General features: G+C 66.5%; 9 protein-coding genes. 8 read left to right on the top strand and 1 reads right to left on the bottom strand.

From position 1 onward, the window contains the following. Positions 1 to 245: 245 nt before the first annotated feature. The gene (locus HLH34_RS18610; protein WP_183121061.1) at positions 246 to 971 is read right to left on the bottom strand and encodes a TetR/AcrR family transcriptional regulator; all 726 of its coding nucleotides are present in this window, start codon (positions 969 to 971) and stop codon (positions 246 to 248) included. 312 nt (positions 972 to 1,283) lie between these two features. Between HLH34_RS18610 and HLH34_RS18605 the strand changes: the two genes are divergently transcribed. From HLH34_RS18605 to HLH34_RS18570, 8 genes are all read left to right on the top strand, one after another. Further along, a complete protein-coding gene (locus tag HLH34_RS18605) occupies positions 1,284 to 2,936 on the top strand; it encodes an electron transfer flavoprotein-ubiquinone oxidoreductase (RefSeq protein ID WP_183121060.1) in 1,653 nt (550 codons plus the stop codon). Positions 2,937 to 2,966: 30 nt separating this feature from the next. Further along, positions 2,967 to 5,213 carry a 3-hydroxyacyl-CoA dehydrogenase/enoyl-CoA hydratase family protein gene (locus HLH34_RS18600; RefSeq protein WP_183121059.1) on the top strand — a complete coding sequence of 749 codons (2,247 nt, stop codon included), beginning with the start codon at positions 2,967 to 2,969 and terminating at the stop codon, positions 5,211 to 5,213. Between the two features lie 35 nt (positions 5,214 to 5,248). Beyond that, positions 5,249 to 7,018 (top strand): acyl-CoA dehydrogenase C-terminal domain-containing protein, encoded by a 1,770-nt coding sequence (locus HLH34_RS18595; protein ID WP_183121058.1) that lies wholly within the window; start codon positions 5,249 to 5,251, stop codon positions 7,016 to 7,018. A 67-nt stretch (positions 7,019 to 7,085) separates the two neighbouring features. Further along, positions 7,086 to 7,808, top strand: a complete 723-nt coding sequence (locus tag HLH34_RS18590; RefSeq protein WP_183121062.1) for an electron transfer flavoprotein subunit beta/FixA family protein — start codon at positions 7,086 to 7,088, stop codon at positions 7,806 to 7,808. A gap of 38 nt (positions 7,809 to 7,846) precedes the next feature. After that, positions 7,847 to 8,782, top strand: a complete 936-nt coding sequence (locus HLH34_RS18585) for an electron transfer flavoprotein subunit alpha/FixB family protein (protein WP_183121057.1) — start codon at positions 7,847 to 7,849, stop codon at positions 8,780 to 8,782. A 33-nt stretch (positions 8,783 to 8,815) separates the two neighbouring features. Beyond that, on the top strand, positions 8,816 to 10,006 hold the full coding sequence (locus HLH34_RS18580; protein ID WP_183121056.1) for a thiolase family protein: 1,191 nt from the start codon (positions 8,816 to 8,818) through the stop codon (positions 10,004 to 10,006). A gap of 71 nt (positions 10,007 to 10,077) precedes the next feature. Then, a complete protein-coding gene (locus tag HLH34_RS18575) occupies positions 10,078 to 11,562 on the top strand; it encodes a succinate CoA transferase (RefSeq protein ID WP_244960046.1) in 1,485 nt (494 codons plus the stop codon). Between the two features lie 54 nt (positions 11,563 to 11,616). Beyond that, positions 11,617 to 12,003 carry an acyl-CoA thioesterase gene (locus tag HLH34_RS18570; RefSeq protein WP_183121054.1) on the top strand — a complete coding sequence of 129 codons (387 nt, stop codon included), beginning with the start codon at positions 11,617 to 11,619 and terminating at the stop codon, positions 12,001 to 12,003. Positions 12,004 to 12,185: the final 182 nt, after the last annotated feature.

Genomic DNA, 12,185 nt, shown 5'->3' with positions numbered 1-12,185 from the left:
TGAAGAACATCGAAAACAGGGCGTCTGCAATAGACTGTCCGTAACTCCAAGCCAGCGGAACACCGAAAATAATCACAGCAGGGAGAATACCGGCCAAGGCGTAGCGACTAGCCATGAATCTTCACACTGGATCTGTCGTCTGCTTGTCAGGCATTGTTGTCATTCCTATGCTCTGCGAGTGCGTAATATTCTGCCCGCATCATGCGACCGAAAAGTGGGCGATCGGAGAAAAAGGATAACGCCGCTTACCCGGTCGATTGGTTGTCAACCATAGGCGCCTCTTTACCGTGACACGCAGTGGTGAGACGGACCGGCATGTCGACACCGTGACGGAAGATCGTGACAATCTGTTCTGCAATCTGTCGTCGTGATAGGCGTCCGTCCCGATACCAGTCGTCCGCCGTGTTCAGTAGGCGCAGCAGCAGGATACGGTAAATGGTGCGGTCGATATTGGCGGATAACGGCAATTCGTCGACGAGTTTACGAAAGATCATTTCGAATTCGTCGCGCTTTCGGACAAGAGGCGCCCTCATGTCGTCGGGCACCGACCGGAAATTGTTCATGATCGGCAGCGTCAGAGATTCAGGATTGAGCTGAATTTCCAGCATCTCGGCACATGCAGCCTGCAATCGATCCCACGGCTGATCACAGGCTTGCATCGCGGCCTGAACGCGGGTCGCGGCCGCGTCGAGGGCCTTGTCGTGGATTTCCACGAACAAGGCCTCCTTCGATTTGATGTGATAGTACAGCGATCCGGCCAACATGCCGACGTGCTCCGCGATATCGCGGATTGATGTCGCCTTGAACCCGCGTTCCGCGAAAAGTTGCGCCGCAACTTCCAGGATTTCGCGTCGTCTTTCGGCTGCGGACAGGTCCACCTCGGCCGCCGCCTGACGGTGAGGAGGCGCTATTGCGCGTTCTGCGTCTTCGGCCTCTGCGCGCCGACGCTGGGCGCCCCTGGCTGTCGTCATCTGGTTCCGTCGTGTCGTCATCCTGAACCTCAGCCTACTTGCCATTCATGCCTATGCCTAGAGCGGGAACGGGTCTCCCCAGCGTGAATGACGCCCTGCCGCTCGTCTTCCGCACCACTCATGCATCTGTGATCCTCCTTGCCCATTTTGCACCTCGACAATGGGCGGAGCCGGTATCTAGATGGCACCTAACAAGTGTTTGGTAGATTTGTCGAGCATCGTGTGAAGGCCGGTGATCCGGCCCTGTCGTCCGGGTATCCGGGCACACGGTTTTCTCCGGTTCGTCCTGATCGGACCACATACGTCGAGGGGATGCAGGTGCCAGGGCATCGTGAGGATCGAGAGGCAGTGACATGCGACGTCGTGATCGTCGGCGCGGGCCCGGCGGGCCTGGCCGCGGCGATCCGCCTCAAGCAACGGGCACCCGAACTCCAGGTCATCGTGGTGGAGAAGGGCGCTGAAACCGGCGCCCATATCCTCTCCGGCGTGGTCATGGATCCTGTCGGGTTGGATGGCCTGCTGCCGGCCTGGCGGGACGAGGACGACCGCCCGCTTCGGCTGGAGGTGTCGGAGGACCGACTGGCCTTCCTGACGCGCGATCATGCCTTTTCGCTGCCGGACATGCTGTTTCCCGCGCGCATGAGCAACAAGGGGTGTTTCGTCGGATCGCTGGGCGCGGTGACGCGCTATCTGGCGGCCCGGGCGGAAGGACTCGGGGTCGAGATCTATACCGGTTTCCCGGCGACCGAGATCCTCTATGACGACACCGGTCGCGTCGATGGCATTGCCACCGGCGACATGGGGATCGGCAAGGATGGTCAGCCCACCGCCGCCTTCACGCCGGGCATGGAACTTCGCGCCCGCTACACCGTGTTTGCCGAAGGCGCGCGCGGGTCGTTGAGCAGGCAGGTCATCGCCCGCTATGGGCTGGACCGAGAGTCCGGATTCCAGAAATATGGCACAGGGATCAAGGAAGTGTGGGAGGTCGTGCCGGGGAAGTGCCATCCCGGCCTGATCCGGCACAGTGTCGGCTGGCCGCTGGACCGGCATACCGGCGGCGGTTCCTTCGTCTATCACGGCGCGGACAATCTGGTGACGGTGGGGTTCGTCGTCCATTTGGATTATGCCAACCCGACCTTGTCGCCGTTCGACGAGTTCCAGCGTTTCAAGACGCATCCGTCCATGCGCGGGTTGCTGGCGGGCGCACGCCGGGTCGCCTACGGCGCGCGCGCCCTGACCGAGGGCGGCTGGCAGGCGGTGCCGCGTGTGGCCTTTCCGGGCGGGGCGCTGATCGGCTGCGCGGCAGGCTTCATGAATGTCGCGCGGATCAAGGGATCGCATAACGCCATCCTGTCCGGCATGCAGGCGGCCGACGCGATCGCCGCGGCCTCCGATACGATCGCACCGCGATCCTATGAAAGCGGGTGGCGCACGTCGCCGATCGGCCGCGATCTTTATCCCGTCCGTAACGTCAAGCCGCTCTGGTCGCGTTTCGGCCTGGCAGGCCTCGCCCTTGGTGGGCTGGACATATGGACCCATGCGCTTGCGGGGGTGTCGGTCTTCGGAACGCTGCGCCATCGCAGGCCCGACCATGCCAGCCTGCTGCCTCTCGCGGATATCACGCCGATGGCCTATCCGAAGCCGGACGGCGTCCTGACCTTCGACCGATTGTCCTCGGTGTATCTGTCGGGTGCGAATCACGGGGAAAATCAGCCCTGCCATCTGCGCCTGGCCGATCCAACGCTCCCGATCCGCGAGAACCTGCCGCGTTATGGCGAGCCTGCCCGGCTTTATTGTCCGGCCGGTGTCTATGAGGTCGCCGTCGCGAAGGACGGGACGCCCTCCTTCGTCATCAACGCGCAGAACTGCGTGCATTGCAAGACCTGCGACATCAAGGATCCGGCCCAGAACATCACCTGGACCCCGCCCGAGGGCGGCGGCGGTCCGAATTGCGCCAATATGTGAGGCCGATACATGAAACATGTGGAAGCAGAAATGGAATTCCGTAAATGCGCGGTCATCGGCGCCGGCACCATGGGGGCCGGGATCGCGGCACACATGGCCAATGCCGGGGCGGATGTCGTGCTGCTGGACCTCGATGGCGAAGTCGCGGCCCGTGCGGTGGAGCGACAGGTCAAGGCGGGCGGCTTCATGCTGCCCGGCTTCGCCGAGCGGGTGCGAACCGGCAGCACGCGCGCCGACATGGCGTTGCTCGCCGATGCGGACTGGATTGTCGAGGCAGTGGCCGAACGTCTGGAGATCAAGCGCGCCCTGTTCGCGGAGATCGCGCGGTTCAGGAAACCGGGCTGCGTCCTGTCGTCCAACACGTCCACGATCCCGCTGCGCGATCTGGTCGAGGGCATGGACCCGGTGCTGGCCGGTGACGTGCTGATTGCCCATTTCTTCAATCCGCCTCGCCAGATGCGCCTGCTGGAACTGGTCAGCGGCCCACGCACCGACCGGCGAACGGTGGCGCGGTTGCGCCGCTTCATCGATGTGGCTCTCGGCAAGAGCATCGTGGTGTGCAACGATACACCGGGCTTCATCGCCAATCGCATCGGCTGTTTCTGGCTGGCGGCGGGGCTGGGCGAGGCTCTGCGGCTGGGCATCGACGTGGAGACCGCCGATGCGGTGATGGGCAGGCCGTTCGGCCTGCCGCGCACGGGCGTGTTCGGGCTGTACGACCTGATCGGCATCGACCTGATGCCGGGGCTGATCCGCTCGCTCCAGGCCAATCTGCCGGCCGATGACGCCATCCAGGCCTATGACGCGGAACCCGCGCTTGTCACGTCGATGCTGGAGCGGGGCCTGACGGGGCGCAAGGGGGACGGCGGATTCTACCGGATGGGCGCCGGGCGCGGGACGCGGGACGTGCTGGATCTGTCCAGCGGGGCGTACCGCGACCCGCGTCCCGCACCGGTACCGGACGCCGAGCCGCGCCGGCTCATGGCCGGGACCGATCTCGAAGGGCGCTATGCCTGGGCGGTCATGTCGCGGACATTGGCCTATGCGGCCGCACTGGTGCCCGAAATCGCGGATCGGCCCGATCAGGTGGATGAGGCCATGCGCCTCGGTTATGGCTGGACGCATGGGCCGTTCGAACTGATCGACCGCATCGGGGCGGAATGGCTGTCCGGCCGTCTGGCCGAGGATGGGCAGGCCGTCCCCTCCCTCCTGCGGGCCGCGTCCACCGGGGGGGTCTATCGCGTCGCGGGTGGCGCACGCGAGGTCCTGCTCCCAGGGAAACGGGGCGCGGTCCATGCGCGCCTGGGCCCGGCCGAAGGCGTGATCGCGCTGCCGGCACTCCGCCTGGCCCGCCGCCCGGTCTGGTCGAACGAGGCCGCGTCCCTGTGGGATCTGGACGACGGCGTCGGGCTGTTCGCCTTCCACACCAAGCTGAACGTCTTCACCATGCCGCTGATCGACGCCGTGCACCGGGTCGTCGCCGAAGTGCCGCGTCATTTCGACGCGCTGGTCGTGGGCAACGACGGGCCGGTCTTCAGTGCCGGCGCGGACCTCAAGGCCATGCTGGCCCTGTCGGAACGCAACGACCGCGCGGGGCTGGAGGCGTTCCTGCAGGCCGGGCTGCGCGCGTTCGAGGCCCTGGCCGGCGCGCCATTTCCCGTCGTCGGCGCGGTCGGCGCGCTGGCCGTCGGTGGCGGATGCGAATTCCTGCTGCATGCCCATCGGATCGTCGCCCATGCCGAGGCGCGGATCGGGCTGGTCGAGGCGCAGGTCGGCCTGCTACCGGGATGGGGCGGCGTCGCGGCATGGCTGGCGCGTCATCAGGCCGCCGGACTGGACGCGGGCGCGGCGGCGTCCGCGACGCTCCGGGCCGTGGTGCAGGGGGCGACATGGCCGGGCGCCTTTTCCGCGCAGGCCGCCCATTTGCTGCGGCCGGACGACCGCATCGTGATGAATGCCGACCGACTGATCGGCGATGCCCGCGCCGCCACCCTGGCGTTGCGGCCCGGTTTCCGTCCGCCGACGGTCCCCGATCTGAACCTGCCGTCCCGTGCCGTGCTGGACCGGGTGGTCGATGACCTGGCGCCGTCTCTCGCCCCCCATGACCGCGTGATCGCCGGCGCGCTGGCCGACGTCCTGTCGGGTGACGGACGGCCCGTCAGCATGGCGGAGCTGACCGCGCGCGTGACGGGATGCTTTCTGGACCTCGCGCTGACCGAACCGACCCGGGCGCGCATGCGCCAGATGATCGCCACCGGCAAACCCCTGCGGAACTGACGCGCGTCACGCCGTACAAGAAGGAAGAACAGGACATGCCATCCTACAAGGCTCCGGTCGAGGACATGATGTTCGTGCTGAAGGATGTCCTCGGCGCCGGACAGGTCTTTTCCGCAATCCCGGCCTATGCGGACATCGACACCGACGTGGTCGAGAACGTGCTGGAGGAAGCCGGACGTTTTTGTTCGGAAATCCTCCAGCCCCTGAACATGAGCGGCGATGCCGAGGGCTGCCGTCTGGAAAACGGCGTCGTCAGGACCCCGAAGGGCTTCGCGCAGGCCTATGCGGCCTTTTCCGATGCCGGGTGGGGCGGGTTGTCGGCTTCGCCGGATCATGGCGGGCAGGGGCTGCCGCGCACCCTGCAGATCCTGGTGGACGAGATGCTCTCGGCCTCGAACCTGTCCTTCGGCCTGTTTCCCGGCCTGACGCGGGGCGCGTATGAAGCGATCGAGGCCCATGGCGACGAGGCGCTGAAGGCGCTTTACCTGCCGAAGATGATTGCCGGGACCTGGACCGGCGCTATGGCGTTGACCGAAGCAGGCGCCGGGTCCGACCTGGGCATGCTGAAGGCAACGGCGGTGCCGCGCGGCGACGGGTCGTACACGGTCACCGGGTCGAAGATCTTCATCTCCTCCGGCGATCACGACATGGCGGAAAACGTCATACATCTCGTGCTGGCGCGGCTGCCGGATGCGCCGGCGGGCACGAAGGGCATCAGCCTGTTCCTGTGTCCGAAATATCTGGTCGATCGTGACGGGACGCCGGGGGCGCGCAACGCCATTTCGGTCGGCGCGCTGGAACACAAGATGGGCATTCATGCGCAGCCCACCTGCGTCATGAATTATGACGGCTGCCGGGGCTGGCTGGTGGGGGAGGCGCATCGCGGTCTGGCGGCGATGTTCACAATGATGAATGCCGAGCGCCTGTTCGTCGGCGTGCAGGGGCTGGGCGTAGCCGATGCCTCCTACCAGACCGCCGCGACCTATGCGCGCGAACGGTTGCAGGGGCGGGCGACGGGTGTCGCCGGCACCGCGCCGATCATCGCTCATCCGGACGTCCGGCGGATGCTGCTGTCGATGCTGTCCTTCATCGAGGCCGGACGTGCGCTGAGCCTGTTCACGGCGCTGGAGATGGACAAGGAAAAATGCCATCCCGATCCGGAAATCCGGCGCGCATCCGGCGGGTTGGTGGCCCTGCTGACGCCGGTCATCAAGGCCGCCCTGACCGATTTCGGGTTCGAGGCCGCCGTGCTGGGCCAGCAGGTGCTGGGTGGTCACGGCTATATCCGCGAATGGGGTCAGGAACAGTTCGTTCGCGATGCCCGGATCGCCATGATCTACGAAGGGACGAACGGCATCCAGGCGCAGGATCTGGTGCTGCGGAAATTGCCCCTCGACGGTGGCCGTCCTGTTCGGATGTTCCTCGGGTTGATCCGGGACACACTGGAACAGGCGGACGGCATCGCGGAAGCCGCATCCCAGTGCGTGGCCGTGCGCGAGGCGCTGGCGCATCTGGATCAGGTCACGGCGCGCCTGATCGATGGCGACCTTGTCGCATCGGACGAGCGCAACGCGGCGGCCACCGATTACCTGCGCCTGTTCGCGCTGGTCACCTTCGGCTGGCTGTGGCTGCGCATGACCCTGACCGTGTTGAACATGGGGGCGAACGCCAACGCGCATGCGCGGCGCAAGATCGCGGTCGGCCGGTTCTTCGCCGACCGCATCCTGCCGCAGGCGGGCGCGCTGGCGCGGCAGATCGGCGCGGGGGGCGCGCCCATCATGGCCCTGGCCACCGAGAATTTCTGACGCGCGGCCCCGGATACATTCCTCGGAAGGAGCAGAAATCGTGAAGAAAATACTTGTGCCTGTAAAGATGGTTCTCGACGCCAATGCCAGGCCCCGCGTTCGGGCGGATGAAACCGGCATCGACCTGTCCGGCATGCGGATGTCGATCAACCCGTTCTGCGAGATCGCGGTGGAGGAAGCCCTGCGCCTGAAAGAGGCCGGGCAGGCCGAGGAGGTGGTCATCGTCTCCATCGGGCCGGCCAAGGCGCAGGACACGCTGCGCCAGGCCCTGGCGATGGGCGCCGACCGGGCCCTGCTGATCCAGACCGACGAGACGGTCGAACCCCTGGCGGTGGCCAAGTTGCTGCACGCGGTCGTCATGGACGAGCCGCCGGACCTCGTCATCCTGGGCAAGCAGGCGATCGACGACGATTGCAACCAGACCGGCCAGATGCTGGCGGCGCTGCTGGGCTGGCCCCAGGCGACGTTCGCCTCCGCCATCAGGGCCGAGGAGGGACGCCTGCTGGTCACGCGCGAAATCGACGCCGGCCTGCAAACGCTGTCGCTGCCGTTGCCGGCCATCGTCACCACGGACCTGCGCCTGAACGAGCCCCGGCATTGCGCGCTGCCCAATATCATGAAGGCCCGCAAGAAGCCGCTGACGATCCGCATGCCCGCCGATTACGGCGTCGATGTCAGGCGGCGGCTGAAGGTCCTGGCGGTGCGGCCTCCGTCCGGGCGCAAGCCGGGCATCAAGGTCGCCACCGCGTCCGAACTGGTCGGAGACCTGCGCGCGGCGGGCCTCGTCTGACACGTCTTTTTTGAAACAGCGACATTCCGGAGACCAGCATGACGATACTTCTTATCGCGGACCACGATAACCGCGTGCTATCCGACGCCACGGGCCGCGCGCTGACCGCGCTGTGCGCGATGGACGACGCGGTGCATATCCTGGTCGCCGGTCATCGCGCCGGGCCGGTAGCCGAATCGGCCGCAAGACTCTGTGGCGCGGGGCGGATCATCCTGGCCGACGACGCGGCGTTCGCGCACGGGCTGGCCGAGCCGCTCGCCGCCCTCGTCGTGTCTCTGGCCGGGGATTATCGGGCGATCGCCGCACCGGCGACCTCTGGCGGCAAGGATGTCCTGCCCCGCGTGGCGGCGCTGCTCGACGTCATGCAGGTCTCGGATGTGGTGCGGATCGTCTCGCCGGACACGTTCGAGCGGCCGATCTATGCCGGCAATGCGGTCGCGGTGGTCCAGAGCACGGATGAAAAGAAGCTGCTGACGATCCGGACGTCCGCCTTCGCCGCCGCCGGGACGATCGACGCCGCCGTGCCGATCGAGGAGGTGAGGGCGCCCCATGGTGTCTGGCTTGCCCGTTTCGAGGGCGAGACGCTGAGCAGCCGCGACCGGCCGGACCTGGCGTCGGCCCGGGTCGTCGTCTCCGGCGGCCGGGCGCTGGGGTCGGCCGAGAAATTCCAGGATGTCCTGGGGCCGCTTGCCGAACGGCTGCACGCCGCCATCGGCGCGTCGCGCGCGGCGGTCGACGCGGGGTACGCCCCCAACGACCTGCAGGTGGGCCAGACCGGCAAGGTCGTGGCGCCCGATCTCTATATCGCGCTCGGCATTTCAGGAGCCATCCAGCATCTGGCCGGCATGAAGGACTCGAAAATCATCGTTGCGATCAACAAGGATGAGGATGCGCCGATCTTCCAGGTCGCCGATTACGGGATCGTCGGCGATCTGTTCGAGATCGTTCCCGAACTGGAAAAGGCGCTTGGCTGACCGGCGCGCGCCGCCCGACAAGGAAAAGACATCATGATACATGAAGATCCGGCCGTCATCGTCGCGGCCGCGCGCACGCCGCTGGGGCGGTTCCTGGGCGATCTGTCCGGCGCCACGGCGCCCGTGCTGGGGGCGACCGCCATGCGCGGGGCGCTGGCCCGCGCCGGCCTGGCGCCCGATATGGTCGATATGGTGGCGATGGGCTGCGTCCTGGGGGCCGGGGTCGGGCAGAACCCGGCCCGGCAGGCGGCGCTGGGCGCCGGCCTGCCCCAGGGTACGGGGGCCGTGACAGTCAACAAGGTCTGCGGTTCGGGCATGATGTCGGTGTTCATGGCGCGCGATGCCCTGCTGGCCGGGTCGGCGACGATTGCCGTGGCCGGCGGGATGGAATCCATGTCGAACGCGCCCTATCTGCTGCCGCGGGCGCGCACGGGCTATCGCATGGGACACGAAACGGTTGTGGACCATATGCTGCGCGATGGTCTGGAGGACGCCTATGAAGGCGGCCGGTCCATGGGCGATTTCGGCGAGGCCACGGCCGCGGCGTACGGGTTCAGCCGTGCGGACCAGGACGCCTATGCCGGGCGCACCCTGACGCGCGCGCAAGCGGCCATGGAGGGCGGCGCGTTCGCGCAGGAGATCGAACCCGTGACGCTGGCGACCCGCAAGGGGGAGGTGCGCGTCACCACTGACGAGAATCCGCCGAAAGTCTCGCCCGAGAAGATTCCAGCCCTTAAGGCGGCCTTTCGCAGGGACGGCACGATCACGGCGGCCAGTGCGTCGGCGATCGCCGATGGTGCGGCGGCGATGGTGCTTGCGCGCCGGTCGCACGCCCTGCGCGCGGGCCTTCCGATCCTGGCCGAAATCCGGGCCTGCGCGACCCACGCGCAGGAACCGGCCTGGTTCACCACCGCGCCCATTCCGGCCATCCGCAAGGTTCTGGATCGGGCCGGCTGGTCGGTCGGCGACGTCGATCTGTTCGAGATCAACGAGGCATTCGCCGTCGTCGCCATGTCGGCGCAACGCGACCTGGGCATTCCGGCCGACCGGTTGAACGTACATGGCGGGGCCTGCGCGCTGGGTCATCCGATCGGTGCGACGGGCGCGCGCATCATCGTCACCCTTCTCCATGCCTTGCGCGCGCGTGGCGTCCGGCGCGGCGTCGCGGCGTTGTGCATCGGGGGAGGAGAGGCCACCGCGATCGCCGTGGAGGTCACGGCCTGATCGGCCATCCGGAAACAAGAAGAACAGAAAGAGCGACCGATATGGGCGAGGATCGTGTTCGACATGCCGGCATGCGGCGCAAGATCTGCAGCGCCGGGGACGCCGCGGGTCATATCCATCACGGCATGACGCTGGCCACGGGCGGCTTCACGCCGTCCGGTACGCCGAAGGCCGTCCCCAGGGCCCTGGCCCGGCGGATGGAGGAGGCGCGGGGGGACGGCATGCCCTTTGCCGTGCGCCTGTTCACCGGCGCCTCGACCAGCCCGGAACTCGATGGCGGGCTGGCGCGGGCGAACGGCGTCAGCTTCCGCATCCCCTATAATGGCGACCCCGACATGCGTGGACGGATCAATGCGGGGGACACGGCCTATGTCGACATCCATCTGAGCCGCCTGGCGCCATGGGTGCGGGCGGGTTTCTTCGGCAAGATCGACGTGGCGGTCGTCGAGGCGGCGGGGATCCGGCAGGATGGCGCGATTATTCCGACTCTGTCGATCGGCAACAACAAGACATGGCTCGATCTGGCCGACAAGGTCATCATCGAGGTCAATGAGTGGCATAACCCCGCCATCGAGGGGCTGCACGACGTCTGGGCAGGCGATACCCTGCCGTCCGACCGTCGTGAACTGCCATTGCGCCGTCCCGACGACCGCATCGGCGACACCGTGCTGCATGTCGATCCGGACAAGGTCGCGGCAATCGTCCTGACGAACGAACCCGACCTGAACGCCTCCTTTCGCGGCACGGACGACACGGCGCGCGCGATTTCGGGTCACCTGATGGAATTCTTCCGTCATGAGGTCGCGCGCGGGCGTCTGCCGCCTTCGCTGCCGCCGATCCAGTCCGGGGTCGGCAATGTCGCCAACGCGGTCATGGCCGGGTTGGCCGATGGGCCGTTTGACGACCTTGTCGCCTTTACCGAGGTGATTCAGGACGGCATGCTGGCCATGCTTCATTCGGGCAAGATGCGGGTGGCCTCGGGCGCCGCCTTTTCGGTCAGCGCCGGGGCATCCGCCCTGCTGAACCGCGAGATGGCATCCTTCCGCAAGAAGATCGTGCTGCGCCAGCAGGAGGTCAGCAACAATCCCGAAATTGTCCGGCGCCTGGGCTGCATCGCCATGAACACGATGATCGAGGCTGATATCTATGGCAATGTGAATTCCACCCGTGTCATGGGGTCGCGCGTGCAGAATGGTATCGGCGGGTCGGGGGATTTCGCCCGCAGCGCTCATCTTTCGATCTTCATGGCGCCGTCGACGGCAAAAGGCGGTAGCATTTCCGCCATCGTGCCGATGATGGCCCATGTCGATCACGTCAATCAGGACGTGCAGGTGCTGGTGACCGAGCAGGGGCTGGCCGATCTGCGGGGATTGTCGGCGCGCGAGCGCGCGCGGCTGATTAGCGACCGCTGTGCCCATCCCGAATATCGGCCGATGCTGAAGGATTACCTGAACCGTGCCGAGAACGGCGTATTCGGCGGCGAGACACCGCATCTGCTGCGGGAGTCCCTGGCCTGGCACCAGCGCTTCATCGACACCGGCTCGATGCGTGCCTGATGGTTCGAGACCCGGCCCACGCCCTGGCGGGCGGTTCGTGTGACAGAGGTGGACATGAATAATGAAATGGCGGCGGATGGCGGGGACCTGACGATCCGGGTCGTGGCGATGCCCAACGACACCAATCCCGCGGGTGACATTTTCGGCGGCTGGCTGATGTCCCAGATGGACCTTGCCGCCAGTACGACCGCCGCGCTGAAGGCGCGGGGGCGGTGCGCCACGGTGGCGATAGATGGGGTGGTGTTTCACCGTCCGGTCGCCGTGGGTGACGAGGTCAGCATTTATACCCGTCTGCTGAAGGTCGGGCGGACGTCCATGACGATTGACGTCCAAGCTTGGCGGCGGGTCCGGCATACGGCCGAGATCCAGAAGGTCACACAGGGCTGCTTCGTTTTTGTTGCCCTGGATGCAGGGGGACGACCACGTCAGGTGTCAATGTAGGCGAAGGTGCAGGCCCTCGATCAATTCGCTGCTTGCGATCACCGACGGCGGAGACCTCTTTTGGCTGGAAGCCGGCGGCAAGGAACTCTGGACCGTCGCGGCCGGGACTACCACCCGCAGCAAGCTCTGGACGCCCGATCAACCCGCCTGCGCCCTAAGCTTGGTCAACGTCAATAGATAAT

The sequence above is a fragment of the Gluconacetobacter azotocaptans genome (genome assembly GCF_014174355.1).
Lineage (GTDB): Bacteria > Pseudomonadota > Alphaproteobacteria > Acetobacterales > Acetobacteraceae > Gluconacetobacter > Gluconacetobacter azotocaptans.
Note: the sequence above shows the minus strand (reverse complement) of the source record. Positions and strands in the feature narration are given on the sequence as shown.

What these genes read in the sequence shown, in the direction of transcription:
- HLH34_RS18610 (WP_183121061.1), bottom strand. Translation starts at nt 971, where the DNA reads ATGACGACAGCCAGGGGCGCCCAGCGTCGGCGCGCAGAGGCCGAAGAC.
- HLH34_RS18605 (WP_183121060.1), top strand. Translation starts at nt 1,284, where the DNA reads ATGCAGGTGCCAGGGCATCGTGAGGATCGAGAGGCAGTGACATGCGAC.
- HLH34_RS18600 (WP_183121059.1), top strand. Translation starts at nt 2,967, where the DNA reads ATGGAATTCCGTAAATGCGCGGTCATCGGCGCCGGCACCATGGGGGCC.
- HLH34_RS18595 (WP_183121058.1), top strand. Translation starts at nt 5,249, where the DNA reads ATGCCATCCTACAAGGCTCCGGTCGAGGACATGATGTTCGTGCTGAAG.
- HLH34_RS18590 (WP_183121062.1), top strand. Translation starts at nt 7,086, where the DNA reads ATGGTTCTCGACGCCAATGCCAGGCCCCGCGTTCGGGCGGATGAAACC.
- HLH34_RS18585 (WP_183121057.1), top strand. Translation starts at nt 7,847, where the DNA reads ATGACGATACTTCTTATCGCGGACCACGATAACCGCGTGCTATCCGAC.
- HLH34_RS18580 (WP_183121056.1), top strand. Translation starts at nt 8,816, where the DNA reads ATGATACATGAAGATCCGGCCGTCATCGTCGCGGCCGCGCGCACGCCG.
- HLH34_RS18575 (WP_244960046.1), top strand. Translation starts at nt 10,078, where the DNA reads ATGCGGCGCAAGATCTGCAGCGCCGGGGACGCCGCGGGTCATATCCAT.
- HLH34_RS18570 (WP_183121054.1), top strand. Translation starts at nt 11,617, where the DNA reads ATGAATAATGAAATGGCGGCGGATGGCGGGGACCTGACGATCCGGGTC.